General features: G+C 68.0%; 18 protein-coding genes. 6 read left to right on the top strand and 12 right to left on the bottom strand.

Translation table 11 applies throughout. From position 1 onward, the window contains the following. Positions 1 to 37 precede the first annotated feature (37 nt). Positions 38 to 1,243, bottom strand: a complete 1,206-nt coding sequence (locus ACFV15_RS33150; RefSeq protein ID WP_378355343.1) for a cytochrome P450 — start codon at positions 1,241 to 1,243, stop codon at positions 38 to 40. A gap of 160 nt (positions 1,244 to 1,403) precedes the next feature. Between ACFV15_RS33150 and ACFV15_RS33145 the strand changes: the two genes are divergently transcribed. Both ACFV15_RS33145 and ACFV15_RS33140 read left to right on the top strand, forming a co-directional pair. Continuing rightward, positions 1,404 to 1,748, top strand: a complete 345-nt coding sequence (locus ACFV15_RS33145) for an ArsR/SmtB family transcription factor (protein WP_378355341.1) — start codon at positions 1,404 to 1,406, stop codon at positions 1,746 to 1,748. Continuing rightward, positions 1,745 to 2,209 (top strand): SRPBCC family protein, encoded by a 465-nt coding sequence (locus ACFV15_RS33140; RefSeq protein ID WP_378355339.1) that lies wholly within the window; start codon positions 1,745 to 1,747, stop codon positions 2,207 to 2,209. Before ACFV15_RS33145 ends, ACFV15_RS33140 begins: the two co-directional genes overlap by 4 nt. On the opposite strand, the gene ACFV15_RS33135 is transcribed toward ACFV15_RS33140, so the two are convergent. Then, the gene (locus ACFV15_RS33135; protein ID WP_378355338.1) at positions 2,204 to 2,773 is read right to left on the bottom strand and encodes a hypothetical protein; all 570 of its coding nucleotides are present in this window, start codon (positions 2,771 to 2,773) and stop codon (positions 2,204 to 2,206) included. The genes ACFV15_RS33140 and ACFV15_RS33135 overlap by 6 nt on opposite strands. Before the next feature lie 27 nt (positions 2,774 to 2,800). Here ACFV15_RS33135 and ACFV15_RS33130 point away from each other — a divergent pair, with 27 nt between their 5' ends. Next, complete coding sequence (locus tag ACFV15_RS33130) at positions 2,801 to 3,196, top strand: winged helix-turn-helix transcriptional regulator (protein ID WP_378355336.1); 396 nt, start codon at positions 2,801 to 2,803, stop codon at positions 3,194 to 3,196. A gap of 466 nt (positions 3,197 to 3,662) precedes the next feature. Here the strand turns inward: ACFV15_RS33130 and ACFV15_RS33125 are convergent, their stop codons facing one another. Beyond that, entirely contained in the window at positions 3,663 to 4,499 is an 837-nt protein-coding gene (locus ACFV15_RS33125; protein ID WP_378355334.1) for an alkaline phosphatase family protein, read from the bottom strand. 371 nt (positions 4,500 to 4,870) lie between these two features. Here ACFV15_RS33125 and rph point away from each other — a divergent pair, with 371 nt between their 5' ends. Both rph and ACFV15_RS33115 read left to right on the top strand, forming a co-directional pair. After that, the gene (gene rph / locus ACFV15_RS33120) at positions 4,871 to 7,441 is read left to right on the top strand and encodes a rifamycin-inactivating phosphotransferase (protein ID WP_378355364.1); all 2,571 of its coding nucleotides are present in this window, start codon (positions 4,871 to 4,873) and stop codon (positions 7,439 to 7,441) included. 44 nt (positions 7,442 to 7,485) lie between these two features. Next, a complete protein-coding gene (locus ACFV15_RS33115; RefSeq protein WP_378355332.1) occupies positions 7,486 to 9,885 on the top strand; it encodes an ATP-binding protein in 2,400 nt (799 codons plus the stop codon). A gap of 1 nt (position 9,886) precedes the next feature. Here the strand turns inward: ACFV15_RS33115 and ACFV15_RS33110 are convergent, their stop codons facing one another. The 5 genes from ACFV15_RS33110 to ACFV15_RS33090 form a co-directional block, all read right to left on the bottom strand. Beyond that, the gene (locus ACFV15_RS33110) at positions 9,887 to 11,152 is read right to left on the bottom strand and encodes an MFS transporter (RefSeq protein WP_378355330.1); all 1,266 of its coding nucleotides are present in this window, start codon (positions 11,150 to 11,152) and stop codon (positions 9,887 to 9,889) included. Continuing rightward, entirely contained in the window at positions 11,149 to 12,042 is an 894-nt protein-coding gene (locus ACFV15_RS33105) for an alpha/beta fold hydrolase (RefSeq protein ID WP_378355329.1), read from the bottom strand. The genes ACFV15_RS33110 and ACFV15_RS33105 overlap by 4 nt, the downstream gene beginning before the upstream one ends. Positions 12,043 to 12,055: 13 nt before the next feature. Beyond that, positions 12,056 to 13,417 carry an amidase gene (locus ACFV15_RS33100; RefSeq protein ID WP_378355328.1) on the bottom strand — a complete coding sequence of 454 codons (1,362 nt, stop codon included), beginning with the start codon at positions 13,415 to 13,417 and terminating at the stop codon, positions 12,056 to 12,058. Continuing rightward, on the bottom strand, positions 13,414 to 13,989 hold the full coding sequence (locus tag ACFV15_RS33095) for a TetR/AcrR family transcriptional regulator (RefSeq protein ID WP_378355326.1): 576 nt from the start codon (positions 13,987 to 13,989) through the stop codon (positions 13,414 to 13,416). Before ACFV15_RS33095 ends, ACFV15_RS33100 begins: the two co-directional genes overlap by 4 nt. Positions 13,990 to 14,093: 104 nt before the next feature. Further along, a complete protein-coding gene (locus tag ACFV15_RS33090) occupies positions 14,094 to 15,413 on the bottom strand; it encodes an alginate lyase family protein (protein WP_378355324.1) in 1,320 nt (439 codons plus the stop codon). A gap of 214 nt (positions 15,414 to 15,627) precedes the next feature. On the opposite strand from ACFV15_RS33090, the gene ACFV15_RS33085 reads away from it, so the two are divergent. Further along, positions 15,628 to 16,653, top strand: coding sequence for a medium chain dehydrogenase/reductase family protein (locus ACFV15_RS33085; protein ID WP_378355322.1), 1,026 nt, complete (start codon positions 15,628 to 15,630; stop codon positions 16,651 to 16,653). Here ACFV15_RS33085 and ACFV15_RS33080 read toward each other — a convergent pair. The 4 genes from ACFV15_RS33080 to ACFV15_RS33065 all read right to left on the bottom strand — a co-directional run bounded on the left by ACFV15_RS33080 (position 16,646) and on the right by ACFV15_RS33065 (position 19,117). Continuing rightward, on the bottom strand, positions 16,646 to 17,272 hold the full coding sequence (locus tag ACFV15_RS33080; RefSeq protein WP_378355321.1) for a 3-oxoacid CoA-transferase subunit B: 627 nt from the start codon (positions 17,270 to 17,272) through the stop codon (positions 16,646 to 16,648). The genes ACFV15_RS33085 and ACFV15_RS33080 overlap by 8 nt on opposite strands. Next, complete coding sequence (locus ACFV15_RS33075) at positions 17,272 to 18,039, bottom strand: CoA transferase subunit A (protein ID WP_378355320.1); 768 nt, start codon at positions 18,037 to 18,039, stop codon at positions 17,272 to 17,274. The genes ACFV15_RS33080 and ACFV15_RS33075 overlap by 1 nt, the downstream gene beginning before the upstream one ends. Positions 18,040 to 18,146: 107 nt before the next feature. Next, on the bottom strand, positions 18,147 to 18,599 hold the full coding sequence (locus ACFV15_RS33070; protein WP_378355318.1) for a DUF6294 family protein: 453 nt from the start codon (positions 18,597 to 18,599) through the stop codon (positions 18,147 to 18,149). Positions 18,600 to 18,625: 26 nt separating this feature from the next. Then, entirely contained in the window at positions 18,626 to 19,117 is a 492-nt protein-coding gene (locus tag ACFV15_RS33065) for a DUF6294 family protein (protein WP_378355316.1), read from the bottom strand. Positions 19,118 to 19,584: the final 467 nt, after the last annotated feature.

Genomic DNA, 19,584 nt, shown 5'->3' with positions numbered 1-19,584 from the left:
AATCCCCCATTGCGATACAGAAAGCCCTGCGGCGGAACTACCAGGTGACCGGCAGGACCTGCGGGCTACGGGTCATCTGCCCCGGCCGCCATTCGATGTTCTCCGGGGCCACGTCCAGCCGGAGGTCAGGCAGGCGGCTCGGCAGCCGGTGCAGCGTCAGCTCCATTTCGAGCTTGGCGAGCCAGGCGCCCAGGCAATAGTGCGGGCCCGCGCCGAGACCGAGATGCGGCGTGCCCAGCGCGCTGAACGGGGCCTCGCGCGGATCCTTCGGGTAGACCTCCGGGTCCAGGTTGGCCGTTTTCGTGTCCGCCGCGACCAGCTCGCCCTTTTTGATCAGCACCCCGCCGATTTCGACGTCTTCGATGGCCCGGCGCATGAATCCCGGCAGGATGTCCCCGCCGATCGAAATGCCACGCAGCATTTGTTCGGCCGCGATGGGCGCCAGGCTTTCGTCCTGGCCGAGCGCGCGCCAGGCGTCACGGCCATCGGTGAGCAGGTACACCAGGGTATTGCCGATGACGGTCGTCGTGACCTCGTGCCCGGCCACCGTCAGCAGGATGACCAGTCCGACGATCTGCTCTTCCGGGAGCCCGCCGTCCTCGTCTGCGGCCTTGATCAGCGAACTGACCAGGTCGTCGCCGGGCTCGGCGCGGCGCATCGCGACGACCTCCGCACCGAAGGCCGCGAACTCCCCCAGCACCGCCTGCACCTGCTCCGGCGGAAAAGCCGTGGTGGAAAAGGCGTGATCGCAGAAATTGGCCAGCCGGTCGCGGTCGAATTCATCAAGCCCCATCAGCCTGCTGAGCACCGAACTGGGCAACGAACTCGCGAAGCCGGAAATAACGTCCGCGGGCTGGGGTGTTTCGATGAGCTTGTCGATCAGGCCGTCGACCACCGACGCGACCCACGGCCGCCACAGCGCGATCGACCGCGGCGCGAACGCCTTGCTCACCGTACGGCGCAACCGCCGGTGCTCCTCCCCGTCGAGATTGTTGAGGATCGAGGGATCGGTGAGCAGATTCGGATAAGGCGTGTGTGGCGGCGCGTCGGGGGCGACGAGCGAGGCCCGGTTCAGCCGCGGGTCCGTCAGCACCTGCCTGGCCTCGGGGTGCCGCTGGACCACCCACACCGGCACCCCGGTCTTCAGGGCGGACAGGAACGGCGGTCCCAGCGGTTCGTCGACGCGATGGGTGTGCAACATCTCCAACGGCTCGGCGGTCCCATTGCCGTTTTCGAGAGACATTGTTCCTCCAGTAGTCGGCCGAGTTTCCTGGGCGGGCTCCTTTCCCACAGTTCCGCACCACTCCGTGACCTACCAACCTCCCGATTGCGGACGCTTGACACCCCGACGGAGGCCGACCTATAGTCAACACATCGGTTGATAAAGAGATGAGTTAAACAACATGGCAGTTGACGAAGTGGCGGCGCGGCTGGACCGGGCGTTTGCCGCGCTGGGCGATCCCGTCCGGCGCGCGATGATCGCCAGGCTCTCCCGCGGCGACGCGACCGTGAACGAGCTCGCCGAACCGTTCACCATCACCAAACAGGCGGTCTCGCGGCACATCCAGGTGCTCGAAGCCGCGGGCCTGATCACCCGCAGCCGCGACGCCCAGCGCAGGCCCTGCCACCTGAACGCGGCCGCGCTGGAGGAACTGACCAGCTGGCTCGACAACTACCGCCTAGCCGCGGAACAACGTCATCGCCGCCTCGACGCGGTGCTGGAAACCCTTAAGGAGCAAGAAAAATGAACGAGACCACGATCACGGCCGAGCCGAACACCCCGTTCATCGACATCGTCCGCGAGTTCGAGGCCACCCCCGCCCAGGTCTTCCGCGCCTGGACCGACCCGGAGATCGTCCCCCTGTGGCTGGGCCCGTCCGGCATGTCGATGGACCTGATCGAGTACAACGTGACCGACGGCGGCCGCTACCACTACGTCCACCGCGACGACGCAGGCGAGTACGTCTTCCGCGGCGTGTTCCACGCGGTCGTGCCGAACGAGCGGATCGTCCAGACCTTCCAGTTCGACGGCTGGCCCACCGAGGTCAGCCTCGAGACGCTCACCTTCGAGGACCTCGGCGGCCGCACCCGCGTCCACAAGCACTCGGTGTTCCTCTCGGTCGCGAGCCGCGACGCGATGGTCGAAAGCGGCATGGAACGCGGCGTACTCGACTCGATGACGCGCCTCGACAACGTCCTCGCCTCATGAGCGGCGGGTGTCGACGGCGATCCAGTTCGGCTCCCAGGTCGCGCCGCCGTCCGCGGAGAACGCCTGCTCGAACTTCGCCCGGTCCGGGCCCTGCCGGTCGATGCGGAAGCGCACCTTGATCGGGCGTCCGCCGAGCTGGTCGTCGCCGTAGAACTCGCCTGCCCCGTTGCGGAATCCGCCGTACACCGCCGGGGTGAGCAGCCCGTCGCGGATGTTGACGAAGGTCAGGCTCCAGCGCTTCGCCCCCGGCTCGTAGAGCCGCATGTTGAGCGCCTCGATCCGCCCGTTCGGGCCGGAGACCTTGAGCTCGACGACGTTCGCCCGCCGGTCCAGCAAGGGCCGTACGACCGATGTGCCCCCGAAACGGAGCCATTCGTCCTGAGTGTCCGACAGTGGGTCGGCGAGCACTCGCACATCGGTGTGCCAGGTGCCGATCTCCCAGTCGAAGTCCTGTTGCCCTTCCTCGGCTCCCGACGCCGGAGCCGGCGCCATCAGCGTGAGGCCGACGAGCAGGGCGACGAGAACCCGTCCATGTGGGACGGTGAGCAGCGTGCGCATGTTCATGATGCGACTATCTGAGGGAGCACGGCCATGGACAAGAAGGCACCTGCGGGTAACCCCCGCCCCAACCCGCTGCCCGGCTGCCCGATGGCGGCGGCGTTCGCCGCGATCGGCGGCAAGTGGAAGCTCACCCTGCTGTACTGGCTGGCCCACGGCGAGTCGCACTTCGCGGGCCTGCGCCGCCGGGGTGCGCCGATCACGCCCAAGGTGCTGGCAGAGCAGCTCCGCGAGCTGGAGGCCGACGGTCTCGTCGAGCGGATCGAGACCGGGCCGGTCCCGGCGCCCGTGATCTACCGGCTCACGCCTTACGGGACCACGGTCCTGCCCGTCGTGGAAAGCGTCCGGCTCTGGGGTGAGGCGCACCTGGAGCGCGGCGGCGACGAGACCGCCGCCGACGCGATGGGCTGCATGCACCCGGTCGCCTAGGTCGTGAGTGTCGCCGACGGTTATTGAGGGAAGGCCAAATGTGGCGTGCTCCTGACGGGCCGATGGGGTCTTCACGTCGCGAGGCTCGGACGGGCCGCGAGTGGTAACTCTGCTGCATCCAACGGAGCAGAGTTACCACTCGCGCAAAGGCGTCAGGTCGTACTGGGCGAACTTGGCCAGCGTCAGCCACCTCCCACCGGGGCTTGATGTGTGGGTTTTGGGTCGTCTAACGCCCCAAAACCCACACACCCCAAACAGCCGGCCTACGCAGAGTTACCACTCGCGGACACCGCCAGAGCCAATCGTGACGCGAGGGGGCCCTCGAGTGCTTACTACGCACCCAAAGGCCCCCTCACTTCAAGCCCACCCGAGGCTTGAGCGCGCTCGCCGGACCTAGGGACGGAGTCCCTCACCAGCCATATTTGGCTTTCCGCGCAATAGCCGTCGGGAACACTCACGAGGCTGGTCAGTTCCAGACGCCCGAGATCGGCGACTTCTTCGCCGCCTCGCCGATACCAGGAAGGCCATAAGCGGCCTCGATCGTGCGCAGCACCGAGTAGTGGTTGATCGAGGTGCTGTAGCTGCCCTGCTTCACGTGCGCACCGACGAACGCCGTGAAGATCTGGTTGACCGAGGAGCCGTTGTCCTCGTCGAAGGTGACGATCAGCAGGCTGTTGTGCGTTTTCGCCCACTGCGCGTACGCGTCGAGGTTCTTCTTCAGCCACTTGTCGCCGGTGTCGATCCCGCAGTCGTGCATGTCGCTGCAGAGATCGGGGGTCACGAACGCGACCGTCGGCAGTTTCGAGAAATCACTGGGGAACGCGGAGAACCGCTTGTTGCTGGACTTCGGCACGTTGCTGAAGCTCACCCAGCTGTTGTGCTTGCGGGCGTAGAGCTCGCCGCTCTCGCATCCCGTGTACCCGTCCGACGGCATGCTCTCCGCGTAGCCGACGAACGTCTTCTTCACGCTGGTCAGCTGGGTCGCGAGATTCTCTTTGTTGCCCAAGTCCTTGCACTTGTTGCTGGTGACACCCAGCGTCGAGCCCGCGAAAAGGGAGATGTAGTTGGGCTGACTGGGGTGCGTGGTGCCGAAAGCCTTGGTGAACTTCGCACCCTGGCCCGCGAGCTTGTTGAAATAGGGCGCCTTGGAACTGTTGTTGATTTCCTTGTAGTCCTTGTTCTCGAACATCACCAGCACGATGTGGTCGAAAGAAGGCACCCCCGAAGCCGCTGTCGCGCTGGGCAGTGACACGGCGACACCAGCCGCGGCCACGGCGGCCGCCGTGATCCGTTTCAAGAACATGAAACCTCCCGGAACGTGTGAAATTCGATGATCGGCCATCGATCGGGCGGCGTTCCGCGGCGGCCAACAAGAGCATTAAAGCCACAAGGTGTCGAATAGCACAACCGAATCGTGGAGGTCACGCCTCAATGACACGAAATTGTGCAAACAGACCCACATATCGCGAATGGCTAATTCGATATCGGCGGCCGACCGCCATCGTGGCCACCCGAGTGGGTGCCGGCGGCGGGACGGGAGGCGCGGCAGCCCGCAGCGCGCCCCTCTCTTTCAGTTTATACCAGATTCGCGGACCTCATGAGGCGCCGGAAGATGATCCATACTGCTCGTCGCGTACCGACCAGACGAACGATGGAGTTACCGAATTGGGTTACGTGCTGGGCTTCGAGCAGATCGACCGCGCGAACATCGCGGACGTCGGCGGCAAGGGAGTGCACCTCGGTGAGCTCTCGCGGATCGACGGGGTTCGCGTGCCGGACGGCTTCTGCGTGACCACCGAGGCCTTCGGGCAGGTGATGGCCGCCGCGCCGTCGATCGACGAGCATCTCGACCGGCTGGCGGAGGTCAAACCGGATGACCGCGAGACGGTACGGGCGCTGAGCGCCGAGATCAGGGACATCATCGAGGGCGTCACCATGCCCGGCGAGCTGGTCGAAGCGATCAGCGAGCGGCTCGGCGAGCAGGTCCCCTACGCGGTGCGATCGAGCGCGACGGCCGAAGACCTGCCGACCGCTTCCTTCGCGGGTCAGCAGGACTCCTACCTGAACGTCGTCGGCACGGCGGAGGTCCTGCTGCATGTCAAGCGGTGCTGGGCCTCGCTGTTCACCGAGCGGGCGGTGACCTATCGGCAGCACAACGGCTTCGACCACCGCGCCGTACGGATGGGCGTGGTCGTGCAGGAGATGGTCTTCCCGGAGGCCGCCGGGATCCTGTTCACCGCGGACCCCGTGACGTCGAACCGGAAGATCGCCACCGTCGAGGCCGCTTGGGGACTCGGCGAGGCGCTGGTCTCCGGGCATGTGAACGGCGACGTCTACACCGTGCGCGACGACCAGGTGCTCACCACGGCGATCGGCACGAAGCGGCTGGCCGTCCACGCGGTGCCGGGCGGCGGCACCGTGGACACGCCGATCGAGCCGGAACGGCAGACGCTACCGACGCTGACCGAAGCGCAAGCCATCCACCTGGTGCGGCTGGGCAGGCGGCTCGAAGCGCACTTCGGCAGTCCGCAGGACATCGAATGGTGCCTGGTCGACGGTGATTTCCACGTCGTGCAGAGCAGGCCGATCACCACCCTGTTCCCGGTCCCGGTGACCGACGACGACGCCAACCACGTCTACCTCTCCGTCGGTCACCAGCAGATGATGACCGACGCGATGAAGCCGCTGGGCTTGTCCTTCTGGCAGCTGACCACCCCGCGGCCGATGCACGAGGCGGGCGGCAGGCTGTTCGTCGACGTCGCCCCGATGCTGGCGACTCCGTCCGGGCGCGAGGCCGTCATGGGTAACGCGGGCAAGTCGGATCCGCTGTTCCGGGACGCACTGCAGACCGTGCTCGACCGCGACGGCTTCATCCCCTCGCTTCCGGACCCCGCCACGCCACCGGCCGCCGCAGCCGAGCCCGCGCCCATCGAGACCGATCCGGCCATCGTCACCGACCTGATCGCGCAGAACCAGGAGTCGGTCGCCACCCTGCGGCGCGAGATCCAGGCACTGTCCGGGCCCGCGCTGGTGGACTTCATCCAGGAAGACCTCGCGGAGCTGCGGCGGCTCCTGTTCGACCGGCGGAGTTTCCAGGCGATCATGGCCAGCATGGACACGACGTGGTGGCTCAACGACCACCTCGAGCAGTGGCTGGGCGAAAAGAACGCGGCCGACGCGCTCACCCAGTCCGTGCCGCACAACGTCACTTCCGAAATGGGGCTGGCGCTGCTCGACGTCGCGGACACGATCCGGCCGCACGCGGAGGTCGTGGAGTTCCTGCGGAAGGTCTCGGACGACGACTTCCTCGACGAGCTGGCCGAGCTCGAAGGCGGCCGCGAGGCACGTGACGCCATCCAGGGTTACCTCGACCAGTACGGCATGCGCTGCGCGGGCGAGATCGACATCACGAGGACGCGCTGGACCGAGCGTCCCGCCACGCTCGTGCCGACGATCCTCGGCAACGTCAAGAACTTCGAGCCCGGCGCGGGCAAGCGACGCTTCGAACAGGGCCTCGAAGAGTCACGGCGCAAGGAAGACGACGTGCTGACGCGGCTGCGCGCTCTCCCGGACGGGGAGGCGAAAGCCGAAGAGACCAAGCGGATGATCGACCGCGTCCGCACGTTCGCCGGGTACCGGGAGTACCCCAAGTACGGCATGATCAGCCGCTACTTCGCTTACAAGCAGGCACTGCTGCGCGAAGCCGAGCGGCTTGTCCGGGAAGGCGTCCTGCACGCGAAGGACGACATCTTCTACCTCCGGTTCGAGGAGCTCCAGGAGGTCGTGCGCTCCGGCAAGGCGGACCACGACCTCATCCAGGAGCGGCGGGAAGCGTTCCAGACCTACGAGACGCTCACCCCGCCCCGGGTGCTCACCTCGGACGGCGAGGCCATCACCGGCGACTACCGGCGGGAGGACGCCCCGCCCGGCGCGCTGGTGGGCCTGCCGGTTTCGGCGGGCACCGTCGAGGGACGGGCCCGCGTGATCGTGGACATGGCCGACGCCGACCTCGAAGCCGGCGACATCCTGGTCACCGCCTTCACCGATCCCAGCTGGACTCCGCTGTTCGTCGCCGTCGACGGGCTGGTGACCGAGGTCGGCGGCCTGATGACGCACGGCGCGGTGATCGCGCGGGAGTACGGCCTGCCCGCGGTCGTCGGCGTCGACCGCGCCACCCAGCTGATCAAGGACGGGCAGCGGATCCGGGTCAATGGCACGGATGGGTACATCGAGATTCTGGACTGAGCCGCTGTGAATGCGGAGCCCGGCGCGCATGGATAATCGCGGACATGACAACCGCGGCGCTTTTGTACGAATACCGCATGCGCGCCGGGCTCACGCAGGAAGAACTCGCCGAGGACTCCGGTGTCAGCATCCGCGCGATCAGCGACATGGAACGCGGGGTGGCGAAAAGCCCGCAGCGGCGCACCATCGAGGCGCTCGCGAGTTCGCTGGCGCTGAGCGACGACGAGCTGACCGCGTTGCAGAAGATCGCGAAGCAGGGCCGCGTTCGTGCGGCCCCGAAACCGGAAACGCGGATCTACAGCCCGTCGGCATTGGGTGTGCTGCCCCCTGACCTCGACGACCTGACCGGACGTGAAAAAGATTTCACGGCATTGCGCGTACTCGCCGACGAACTCGCGAGTGGCACGCGTCGCGCCGGGCACGTCGCGATTCTCAGCGGGTCCGCGGGCACCGGTAAGACGAGCCTCGCGGTGCGCGCCGCGCACGAGTTCACCGGACGGTTCGGCGACGGCCAGCTCTTCCTGAAACTGCGCGGGATGTCGGCCGAGCCGAACGAGCCCGCGGACGTCCTCCATCTCGCGCTGCGGTCGCTGGGCATCGACGCCGTCCAGATTCCCGCCGAGCTGGAGCACCGCGTCGACCTCTGCCGGGCGTTGCTGAAGGACCGGGCCACCCTCATCATCCTCGACGACGCCGCCGACGAGGCCCAGGTGCGCCCGCTGCTCGTCGGCGGGCCCCGCTGCCTCACGCTGATCACCAGCCGCCAGCTGCTGGTCGGACTGGAAGGCGCGAGCAGGCTCAACCTCGGCGCACTGGATCGGGGCGACGCGCTCGCGCTGCTGGCCTCCATCATCGGCAAAGCGCGCGTCACGCGGGAAAACGCGGCCGCGATCGAGCTGGCGGAGCTGTGCGGACGGCTGCCGCTCGCCTTGCGCATCGCGGGCAACCGGCTGGCGAGCCGTCCGGGGTGGCCGCTCTCCCGGCTCGTCGACCAGCTGCGTGACCAGGGCAAGCGCCTGACCACGCTGACCGCGGGCGATCTCGACATCCGCAGCGTCTTCGACCTGTCCTACCGTCAGCTCTCCCCCGCCGCCGCCATGGTCTTCCGCAGGCTGTCACTCGTGCCCGCCGCCGACTTCTCGGCAGGCGCGGCGCGAGCGCTCATCGACGCCCCCGATGAGGACGAGGCCACGCTCTTCCTCGAAGAACTGACCGACGCCAGCATGGTGCAGCCGTCCTATCCCTATGGCCGCTACCAGTTCCACGACCTGCTCAAGGTGTTCGCGACCGAACGGCTGACCCAGGACGACTCGCCGGAAGCCATCCAGGCGGCCGAGGATCGCCTCAACGACTGGCTGGTGCGCACGGCGACGGCCGCGGGCCAGTACTTCCAGCCCTCCGATCGGGTGAACGCGGCGCCCTCGCCCACGCCCTCCTTCGACACCGCCGCCGGCGCGGGCCGCTGGCTCGACATCGAGCTGAAGAACTGGTCGACCGCGGTCCGGCTGGCCGCCGAAAACGGTGAGCACCAACAGGTACTCGACCTGTCGGAAGCCATGCACTGGTACTCCGAGCTCGGCGGCACCGCGCGCACCTGGGAAGACGTGTTCGGCCTCGCCGTGCGGTCGGCGCTCGCGCTCGGCAGCAAGCGCGACGAAGCCGTCCACCGCAACTACCTGGCCTGGGCACTGTCCACGCTGTTAGGCCGCGCGAGCGACGCGGTCGAGATGGCCCAGCAGGCGAGGAAGGCCGCCGAGGAGGCCGGTGACCTGTGCGAACAGGCCTGGGCAAGGATCTATCTGCTGAGCGCGCGCTTCAACGCCGGCCAGCCCGGCGCGTCACGCGCACTGCTCGACGAGACGGTGGCCTTGTTCGACGAGGCGGGCTACCGGCTCGGCCTGCACGTGGCGCGCGCGATGCGAGCCACGCACTGGCACATGAACGGCGAACTCGACGAGGCCGCCGCCGAGTTCGACGCCTGCGTCCGCTACTTCAGGCAACCCCACGACGGCCCCCGCACCCCCGTCGACGACACCAGCTACGCGTACCTGCTGCTGCGCTCCTCGCAGAACCTGGCCGCACTCGGCAAGCTCGGCACCGCACTCGCCCAGTGCGACGAGGCACTCGTCCTGTTCGAGCAGCACGGCGCGACCATGGGCCAGGCCCGTGCGCTGCTCGCCGCGGGCCGGTTCCTCGCCGGTCAGGGAAACCGTCCCGACGCCCGCGCCAAGCTGACCGACGCGCTCGCGTTGTTCGAACGCGTCGGCCTGATGTCCATGCAGGTGGACACCTTGTCCGAGCTGGCGGCACTGTCCGAAGCGGACGGCGACCCGAAGTCGGCGCGCGCCGAACGGGAACGCGCGTTGTCACTCTGCGACCGGCTGGACCACGACGAAGCGTCGCGGCTGCGCGAAAAGCTGACCGAGCACCTCACCGCGTCGTGACTCAGCCGCGGGTCATCGCCGCGAACCGCGGCTGACCTTCCTGCCCGATATCGGGCAGGCGTAAAACGCTCACCGCGCCCGCCACGCCGAGTATCGCGAGACCACCGAACAGCACCGCGAACCCGCCCGCCGCAAGCAACGCGGGCGCCACGAACGGCACGGCCGCGACCGGCAGGATGCTGGCGAGGTTGAGCACCGCGAAATCCCTGCCCGCCGATTCGGGGTCGGGCAGCATGCGCAGGCAGAGCGCGAAATCGGTGGCCAGGAAGGTGCCGTAGCCCAGCGACATGATCCCGGCGCCCGCGTACACGACCGGAATGGCTGGCGAAAGCGCCACCACGACAAGTCCTGCCGCGAGCACGAGGCCGCCGCCGAGCACGAAGGGCTTCTGCCGTTGGATCCGGTCGGAAAGCCAGCCGGTCAGCCACGCGGTGACGGCGACGCAAAGGATGCCGATCAATGTCAGCACTAGGATCTTCCCGGCCACCTCGCCGGTCGGGACGCCGAAGCGCTGGGTGAACACGAAAGCCAGATAGCTGTTGGACGCCCACGCGGCGGTGATCAGGAACCGCACCACCCAAGCCCAGCCGAACGCGGGATGCTTGCGCGGATTGACCCAATAGGACCGCAGCACCAGCGCGAGACTTGGCTTCTCGTCGGGAACCTGATGCCGCGGGTCACGGACCAGCACCACGGTCATGAGCACACCGGCCGCGCTCAGCACCCCGACCACGCCCCATTGCAGCCAAGGCAGCGCCGGTACCGCGCTCACCAGCGCGAAGCCGAGCACCGGTCCCGCGAGCGCCACGAAAGCCACCACGCCCGACACCGTCCCCCGGCGCGCCGGGGCCACCTGGTCGGCGGCGAGCGCGGAGCTCGCGGCGAGCTGGAAGGCGATCAGCGCCGTGATCAACGCCCAGCCCAGCGCCACCTGCCACACGGCGGTGGTCCAGCCCATGACCACCAGCAGGATCGCCGCGCCGAGGCCCGCGGTGAAGATCCAGGTGCGGCGCCTGCCGAACCGCGCCGCCGTCCGGTCGCTGATCCGGCCGCCGAGCGGGTTCGCGAGCAGCCCGGTGAGTCCGCCGATGCCGGTCACCAGACTGAACGCCGACGTCGCCTCGGCGCCGGCGATCGAGGTGAGGTGGGTGACCAGCAACAGGCTGATCGGCACCGACGTGCCGATGTAGGCGGCGGCGTTCGTGCCGACCAGCGCGGCCAGCAGGCGTCTCTGGCCGGTGGGCCTGGCCAGCGCTACGGGGATCACGGGGTCACCGCGGCGGCGTCGACGACTTCGAGGATGGTGTCCCGCACGGCCGCCGGATCTTCTTGCGGGAGAAGGTGTCCCGCCTCCTCGACGACGACCATCCGCCCACGGGGCAACGAGGCCATGAGGTCGGCGGCGAGCTGGTTGAACCGCGGGCGTGCCTTCGCCATCCCGCGCTCGATCCGCCCGGCCTGCAGGCAGATCGTCGGCACGTCAGGGGTTCCCGCCGCTTGCAGCCTGCGCATGACCGGCAGCGCCGCGACGATCTGCGCGGCCTCGCGGCCTCCTGCGCGCATCGCACGCGCGCAGGCGTAGTCGCGCAGCACAATGGCGAAATCGGCCGGGGTGATCGCGGGCGAAACCCCGTGCGGGAGCGTGAACTTCTCGATGAGACCCCGGCCGCCGAAGCGCGCGAGCACGGCCATGACCGCGAAGCTGACCGCGGCCAGTTTCGCGTTGCGCGCGTTCATGATCTCGGCGAGCGTGGCGTCGACGAAGACCAGACCCGCGACCCGCTGCGGATGCCGTTCGCAGAACAGGCGGATGATCGGCCCGCCCCAGCTGTGCCCGACGAGTACGACGGGCCGAGTCTCGCCGAGCGCGTCGAGCAGCCCGGTGAGGTCGTCGACGATCCGTTCCAGCGTGCGATCCCGCGAGTCGTCATCGCTGCCGCCGTAACCGGCACGGTCGTAGGACAAGGTCCGGGTGCGCGCGCTGATCTCGCGCTGGGTGTGCACCCAGGACGCGGCAGGCGCGCTCATCCCCGCTTCGAACACGACCAGCGGCCCCTCGCCCTCGCCAGCGGTGACGGCACGCAGCCGCCGCCCGTCGGGCAGCGCGACGAACCGCTCGGTCAATCCCTGCCCGGGATCCAGCTTTTCCTTGCGCATCGGGGCCTGCCTCTCACTGATCCCAACAGGGCGGATGGATGTCGCGCCACAGAGCCGCTTCTTCGAGCTGGGCGGCGAGAGCGAGCAGTTCGGCCTCGCGGCGGGGACGTCCGGCGAGCTGTACCCCGTACGGGAGCCCGTCGGCCAAATGGGACGGCAGCGCGATCGCGGGCTGGCCGGTGAAGTTCGCCCACGGCGTGTAGCCGGACCAGGCGAGCATCGACTCGGCCACCGCTTCGACGCCGTCGGCGAGGAAGTGCCCGATCGGAACCGGCGGGCCGTTGGTGACCGGGGTCAGCGCGACGTCGAAGTCCTCGAACGCCGCCAGGAACGCGCTGGCGTAATGAGCGAGAACTTCTTGCACGGCAAGCACTTCGCTGCCCGGCATCGCCGCGCCCTCGGTGTCGAGATAGCGCGTGTACGGCAGGAGCATGTCCCGATCATCGGGCGGGACCAAAGTGGACACCGCCGCGTGTACCGACGAGGCGAAATGCTTGCGCAGCGCTTGACGCACCGGCTCGTCGCAGACGGCCGGGATCGGCACCTCGCGCACGTCGTGCCCCAGCTCCCGCAGCAGCGCCGCCGTCCGCTCCACGGCATGGACCGCCTGCGGATGCGGACGCCCACCGAGACCCGTCTCTGTCCACACCGCGACACTCAGCGTTTTTCTTGTCTCGTAAGCAAAATGCCCATCAGCCATCACATCGAGCAGCAACGCGGCGTCCGCCACGGTCCTGGCGATCGGCCCCTCGACGGTCGTGCTCACGAGCGCGGGCGAACCGACCAGCCCGCGACTCGGCTTGACCCCGACCAGATGACAGGCCGCCGCCGGAGTCCGCGTCGACCCGGCCCCGTCGCCCGCCGTGGCCAGCGGCAACAGCCCGGCCGCGACAGCCGTGGCGGCACCACCACTGGAGCCGCTCGAGTAACGCCCCCGGTCATACGGTGTCACGGCAGGCTGGGCCGTCACGTCGTTGTGGGTGTAGCAGGTGGCGCCGAATTCGGCGGTGTTCGTCTTGCCGACAAGCACCGCCCCGGCGCGACGCACCAACGCGGTCGTCCAGGAGTCGTCCGGCGGGACGAACCCGGCCAGCGCCGCGGAGCCGAACGTCGTGCGCACACCCGCGGCCGGATAGAGATCTTTGATGCCGATCGGCAGCCCGAGCAGCGGCGCCCATTCCCCTTCGGCGATCCGCTTGTCGGCGCGAATGGCCTCCTCGACGGCGAGTTCCGGCGTGACGGTGATGAACGCGCCGAGCCCGGCGTCGAGCCGTTCGATGCGCCGGAGGTAGTGCTCGGTCAGTTCACGCGAGCTGACCTCTCCCCCGCGCAGCGCGCCGAGCTGCTCCGTGGCGGACAGGTCGTGGAGGTTCACGGCGTCACCGACATGCCGGTCAGCAGGCGATGCGCCGACGTGACCACGGCGTCGAGGTACTCCGGCGTCAGCGGCTGGCGGCCGATCATCCGGCGGTGCATCAACGGGCCCTCGATCAGGTCGCCGACCAGGCCGAGTTCTTGAATCTCGCCGATTTCGCCCCGCCGCATGGCACGGGTGAGTGCGTTGTGCAGCGGCCGCCCTCGCCCCTCGGCCATGGTGCGGAACGCGAGTTCGGCGTCCGGGTCGTGGTGCAGATCGGCTGTCAGCGCCATGAGCCCGTCGACCCAGCTCGAGGACCAGGATTCGGCGAAGTCGTCGACGATGGCCTTGAGGTCCCCGCGCAGGGTCCCGGTGTCGTGTTCGGAGACCGGCGGCAGGTGACCGGCGAGCACATCCACGACGAGCTGCGCCTTGGTCGGCCACCGCCGGTAGAGGTCGGTGCGGTGCGCCTGGGCTTCCGCGGCCACCTTCGCCATGGTCAGCGCGTCATAGCCCCGGCTCGTCAGCAGCGCCCAGCCCGCGTCCAGCAGTCGCTTCTCGAGCTCGGGATCCCGGGGTCGCCCAGCCACGTCGCCTCCAATTCGCTACACATTGTAGTGAATTGGAGGATAGACAGATCCCCGGTGAACAAGCAAGCCGCTGGGACCGGTCGTCACCGGTCCCAGCGCCTCACTCAGCCGGTGGTCGAGATGTCGTCCAGCTGCTCGGCGGCCGGGCGGACCGGGTAGAGATCGCCGATCGGCGACTTGGGCACCTTCGGCAGCGCCGCGCGTGCTTCGCGGTCACCTGCGTCGGCCGCGGCGTGGACGCTGTCGAGCGCCGCGTACTGGAGGAAGTTGAGGTCGGGGTATTTCCACTGCGACTGCCCCTCGGTCGCCGCGGGGAGCAGGAAGTCGACAGCCTTGAAAATGCTGCCGCCCTTGGGGTTCTGGTAACCCCACAGGTCGACCCCCGCGCGCTCGCCGAGCTGAGCGAGACGGGTCAGGGCGACCAGATTGAACGTCGAGTAGTGGTAGGTCCGTGTGCGCGTGATCTCTTGCGGCTGACTGCCGTCGGCGGCGATCTGCGGGTCGATGCGGCCGGCCTTGGCCTTCTCGAGGATGTCCTTCGCGACCGCGGTCTGTCCGGTGTAGAGCGCGATGCCCGAAGTGAGCATGTCCATGAACGTGCCGTGGTTGTTCTGCGCCGCGGCCTCGTCCTTGCCGTACTGGCTGGTGCGCAACCAGGTCAGGAAGTCGGTGGACCAGCCCTTGAACGCGCTCTCGTCACCCTTCGACCAGCCGGGCGCGCCAGTGCTGAGGATCGCGGCGGCGTCGAGCACCTGGGTGAAGGTGTAGGCGAACTCGATGATGCCGATCCCGCGGCCGTCGTTCTTGCACGGGATGCCCTGCGCGAAGTTCAGGTTCGGGTTCATTTTCGTTGCGGCGTCGAGGAACCACGTCCGCAGGTCTAATGCCGCGCGGCGCGCGTAGTCGGCCTTGCCGGTGTAGTACCAGGCCAGCGAGAGCTGGTAGATCGAGCCGAACGCCTTGAGCCGCTCGGCCTTGTCGGGGACGGCCGTGGTCTCGGGGTTGAGCACACCGTCCTTCTGCACGTACGGGCAGCCGAGCGGGTTCTCCGGCGTCTTCGGCTTGCTGGGCCACCAGTACGGGGCGAGGCTCAGGTAGTCGTGCTTGTCGCCGCTGGGCGGCACGCGCTCCTTGTCGACGACGGTCCACGGCCCTTCTTTGACCGCGATGTCGGCCTGCTTGAGCAGATCCTTCAGAGAAGCCGTGACCGTCCGCTCCCCGACAAGCAGGGCGAGCTTGTTAAGCAGCAGGCGCTTTCCGTCGAGCACGACGGTCTTAGGCGGGCAGAAACGGGCCAGCACCGGCAACGAGCACGCCCCGCCGGAGGCAGGAGCGGCCGACGCGACGCCGGCGGACAGCGGGAGGCTCAACACGGCCGCCGTCGCGGCGAGAACGCCGAGCCGCCGGAGAGGTCTGAGTGGCAACACTGCTACTCCGTTCATATCCATGAACATTCAACAGGTATGTGACGCACGAGTAGAACTCTGAACGCCAACAGGCTGAAGACAGCAAGCTCAGGCGTTACCCATTTGTGATCCGCATAGGCGGCGATCTAGGTAGTTCTCACCGACGCGTCCAGTGCGCCCGCCACGGCATCGTTGCTCTCGCCAGAGGACAACAAAAGCCCAGGAGGACGCCATGATCACCGAAGTCGAGCTGCCAGGAGTGGTGGACCCGGACGGCCTGCGGCTGCGGACCCGCGAGGTCCCCGCGCTCGCCGCCGGACAGGCGCTGGTGCGTATGGAGGCGACCGGCGTCTCGTTCGCCGAGCAGCAGATGCGCCGCGGCAAGTACTACGACCAGCCGCCGTTCCCGTTCGTGCCCGGCTACGACTTCGTCGGCGTGGTCGAGGCCGTCGGCGGCCCGGACAGCGGCCTCGCGGTCGGGCAGCGGGTCGCGTCGCTGTCCAAGACCGGCGGCTGGGCCGACCGCCTGGTCGCCGACACCGCCGACCTCGTCCCGGTGCCCGACGGCCTGAGCGCCGAAGACGTCGAAGCCGTGATCGTCAACGGCGTGACGGCCAAGCGCATGATCGACTTCGCGAAGGTCGGCGGCGGCGACACCGTCGTGGTGCTCGGCGCCAACGGCGGCGTCGGTTCACTCCTGGTGCAGCTCGCCCAGCATCGCGGAGCCAGGGTCATCGGCGTCGTCTCCCAGCGCCACATGGACTACGTGCGGGAACTCGGCGCGATCGCGATCGACCGCTCCGGCGACGTCGCCGCCGGGGTCCGCGCACTCGCCCCCAGCGGCGTCGACGCGGTGTTCGACCACGTCGGCGGTCCCGGCATCAAGACCTCGTGGGCCATGCTCGGTCGCGGTGGTGCGCTGGTCGCCTACGGCACCGCCGCGACGCGCGACCAGGAGGGCAACGCCAAGCTGCCGGTGCTCGCGCTGGTCGGCAGGCTCCTGCTCTGGCGTGCGCTGCCCAATGGCCGCACCACCACGTTCTTCAACATCTGGGCGGGCCGCAAGCGCAACCCCGCGAAGCACCGCGCCCAGCTCAAAGCCGATCTGGAAGTCGTGTTCGGCCAGCTCGCCGACGGGGTGATCAGCGCACGCATCGCTCGCGTCTTCCCGCTTTCGGGGATCTCCGAAGCGCTGCGCTTCGCCGAGTCCGGCACGGCCGCCGGAAAGGTCGTCGTCGTTCCCGACGCCTCTAAATGATCGGCGCACCTGTGGCGGCGACGACGTCGTCACGGGTCACGCCCGGAGCGGTTTCGACCAGGCGGAGCCCCTCGGCGGTGACGTCGAGTACGCACAGGTCGCTGATGATCCGGTCGACACACCCGCGGCCGGTGAGCGGCAAACTGCATTCGGCCACGATCTTGGAGCTGCCGTCGCGCGCGGTGTGCTCGGTGAGGGCGACGACGTGACGCGCGCCGTGGGCCAGGTCCATCGCGCCGCCCATGCCTTTCACCATCTTCCCCGGGATCATCCAGTTGGCGAGGTCTCCGCGCGCGGAGATCTGCATGGCACCGAGAATCGCCGTGTCGATATGGCCACCGCGGATCATCCCGAACGACTGGGCCGAGCTGAAAAAGCTCGCCCCGGCCAGCGTGGTGACCGTCTCCTTGCCGGCGTTGATGAGATCGGGATCCACCTCCGCGTCGCCGGGATAAGGCCCGGTGCCCAGTATCCCGTTCTCGGAGTGCAGCACGACCCGCACGCCGTCCGGGATGTGGTTGGGCACGAGCGTCGGCAGCCCGATGCCCAGGTTCACATAGCTGCCGTCGGCGAGTTCGGCCGCCGCGCGCGCCGCCATCTGGTCACGTGTCCACGACATCAGTCGGCGATCCTTTCAGCGGTCGTACGGCGTTCGATGGGTTTGTCGGCCGCCTGTTCGGGAGTCAGCTCGACGACTCGCTGGACGTAGACGCCGGGAACGTGGATCTCGTCCGGGTCGAGATCGCCGGGTTCGACAAGCTCCTCCACCTCGGCGATCGTGATCCGCCCCGCGGTCGCGGCCATCGGGTTGAAGTTGGCCGCCGAACGACGGAAGACCAAGTTCCCGTGCCGATCACCGCGAGCCGCGTGGACCAGCGCGAAATCGCAGGTGATCGCCCGCTCCAGTACGTACTCACGGCCGCCGAACACACGGGTCTCCCCTGGCGGCGACGCCACCGCGACGGTCCCGTCCGAGGCATAGCGCCACGGCAGCCCGCCTTCGGAGATCTGGGTACCGACGCCGGCGGGCGTATAGAAGGCGGGAATCCCGGCCCCGCCCGCACGCAGCCGTTCGGCGAGTGTGCCCTGCGGAATCAGGTGGACCTCGAGTTCGCCTGCCAGATACTGGCGAGCGAACTCCTTGTTCTCGCCCACATAGGACGCGACCACGCTCGCGACCCGCCCGGATTCGAGCAGGACCCCCAGCCCACGCCCATCGGTACCACAGTTGTTCGACACCAGCGCCAGCCCGGAAGCCCCGGTGCCGTGCACCGCGTCGATCAGCACCTGCGGCACACCGCACAGCCCGAAGCCGCCGACCGCGAGCGAAGCTCCATTGTGGACATCGGTGACCGCATCGGCGGCGGCCGGGAATACCTTGTTCATAGTGGCAACACTTTAAGTACTGACCACCCCACTCTGGATATGTGCGCGAGCCACACTTTCACCGCGGCATGAGGTGTGGCTCTGTCACACGTCACGAGCCACGGCGCTCAGCAGTCGTTGAGCAGTCCCATGGTCGACACCTGGTCGAAAACGCGCTTATCGTAGGAAGCGCTGCGGGAAAAGTCGTACCGCAGCCGAGGATCGGGCAGGTTCTGCGCGAAAACCTTCCAGTCCGCGACGTCGTGAGCTTGGTTGTACAGCGGCACGAGCGAGACATTGCTGGAGTTCTTCAGGAACGCGCGCATCAGCCAAGCGTCGTTTCTGTCACTGCTGGTCACTGTGCCTTGGAAACTGGCAGTGCCGTCGGCACGGATGGTCCAGGTCGCGCCGCCGAACAGGGTGCAGTCGCCCGCGTGCAGGTCGTGCTCCCAGGTATAGGACTTCCAGGCGACCCCCGCGGTCGCGCCGACGGTGACGGTCCCCGCCGCCTCGGCGGGAGCGGCGGCCAGCGAACTTCCGGTGATCGCGGCCACTGCCGCCACCGTAAGGGAAAAGCGCACTTCTTTCCTCCAGAATCGGGATGGGTTCAGCAGTTGGAGATCAGTTGCATGCTCCCGACCCTGTCGAAATACCAAGAGGGGAACCGGCCACCCGAGGTCGACCACGGATACTGCCGGTTGTGGTCGGGCATGTTCTTCGCGAAGATGATGCGCTCCCGGGTATCAGGGAAGGCGTTCTCGAGCTGGACGAGCTGCCCCTGCTGAACGGTCAGGAGATGCGCCTGCATCAACCAGGCGTCGTTGTCGTCGCTGCTGGTCACGGTGCCCTGGAAGCTGGCCGTCCCGTCAGCGCGGATGGTCCAGGTCGCGCCATGGAACATCGTGCAGTCGCCCGCGTGCAGGTCACGGTCCCAGGTATAGGACTTCCAGGCCACACCCGCGGTCACACCGGTGGTGAGCCTGGCGATCTGGGCGGCGTCAGTCTGGGTGGCTTCAGGCTGGGCGGCTTCGGCCGGTGCTGCGAGCGCGATACTTCCGGCGAGCACGGCCACCGCCAGTGAAAGGCGCCTTCGGCGCATGGATTTCCTCCCGTACAAGGACAAGTGAGGGATCGATCGCCGGAACATGCCCAGCGGGTCTCACCCTGCCAGGCTGGGAATCGCCCCACCAGCACTAAAAGCGCGCGGAACACCGCCCGTTTCACCGCCCGATCGGGCGGCCCGAGCCCGTCTCACCTCACCCGTTCAGCGACTTCAGCGGAGTGTTTCTTATGGGGCCGCCTCTGCCCGCGCACGGACACAGCATCCGACGCCATCCGCCTGCTCGACACCTGAACTCCTTCCAGCCCTACGGTTTCCGACGCGCACAGCAGCAGCCTTCGAGCCAGCCGTCACACGCTCTCTTAAGCCTGGATCCACCGGCTGGCTTTGGGTGATCGTTTTCGTGGTTGTTGATCTTGTGGTGGTTGTGCGGGCAGGGGAATGTGGCCGGCGTTGCATCCGGTGTGTCCACTGTGGTCCGGTTGTCGGGGTGGGGGGTCAGGGTT

The sequence above is a fragment of the Amycolatopsis sp. NPDC059657 genome (assembly GCF_042734395.1).
GTDB lineage: Bacteria > Actinomycetota > Actinomycetes > Mycobacteriales > Pseudonocardiaceae > Amycolatopsis.
This window is presented reverse-complemented; position numbering and strand designations above follow the sequence as displayed.

Excerpts from the sequence above, each read along its gene's own strand:
- ACFV15_RS33150 (WP_378355343.1), bottom strand. The coding sequence starts at position 1,243 with ATGTCTCTCGAAAACGGCAATGGGACCGCCGAGCCGTTGGAGATGTTG.
- ACFV15_RS33115 (WP_378355332.1), top strand. The coding sequence starts at position 7,486 with ATGACAACCGCGGCGCTTTTGTACGAATACCGCATGCGCGCCGGGCTC.
- ACFV15_RS33130 (WP_378355336.1), top strand. The coding sequence starts at position 2,801 with ATGGACAAGAAGGCACCTGCGGGTAACCCCCGCCCCAACCCGCTGCCC.
- ACFV15_RS33065 (WP_378355316.1), bottom strand. The coding sequence starts at position 19,117 with ATGCGCCGAAGGCGCCTTTCACTGGCGGTGGCCGTGCTCGCCGGAAGT.
- ACFV15_RS33135 (WP_378355338.1), bottom strand. The coding sequence starts at position 2,773 with ATGAACATGCGCACGCTGCTCACCGTCCCACATGGACGGGTTCTCGTC.
- ACFV15_RS33085 (WP_378355322.1), top strand. The coding sequence starts at position 15,628 with ATGATCACCGAAGTCGAGCTGCCAGGAGTGGTGGACCCGGACGGCCTG.
- ACFV15_RS33145 (WP_378355341.1), top strand. The coding sequence starts at position 1,404 with ATGGCAGTTGACGAAGTGGCGGCGCGGCTGGACCGGGCGTTTGCCGCG.
- ACFV15_RS33080 (WP_378355321.1), bottom strand. The coding sequence starts at position 17,272 with ATGTCGTGGACACGTGACCAGATGGCGGCGCGCGCGGCGGCCGAACTC.
- ACFV15_RS33075 (WP_378355320.1), bottom strand. The coding sequence starts at position 18,039 with ATGAACAAGGTATTCCCGGCCGCCGCCGATGCGGTCACCGATGTCCAC.
- ACFV15_RS33125 (WP_378355334.1), bottom strand. The coding sequence starts at position 4,499 with ATGTTCTTGAAACGGATCACGGCGGCCGCCGTGGCCGCGGCTGGTGTC.
- ACFV15_RS33105 (WP_378355329.1), bottom strand. The coding sequence starts at position 12,042 with ATGCGCAAGGAAAAGCTGGATCCCGGGCAGGGATTGACCGAGCGGTTC.
- ACFV15_RS33140 (WP_378355339.1), top strand. The coding sequence starts at position 1,745 with ATGAACGAGACCACGATCACGGCCGAGCCGAACACCCCGTTCATCGAC.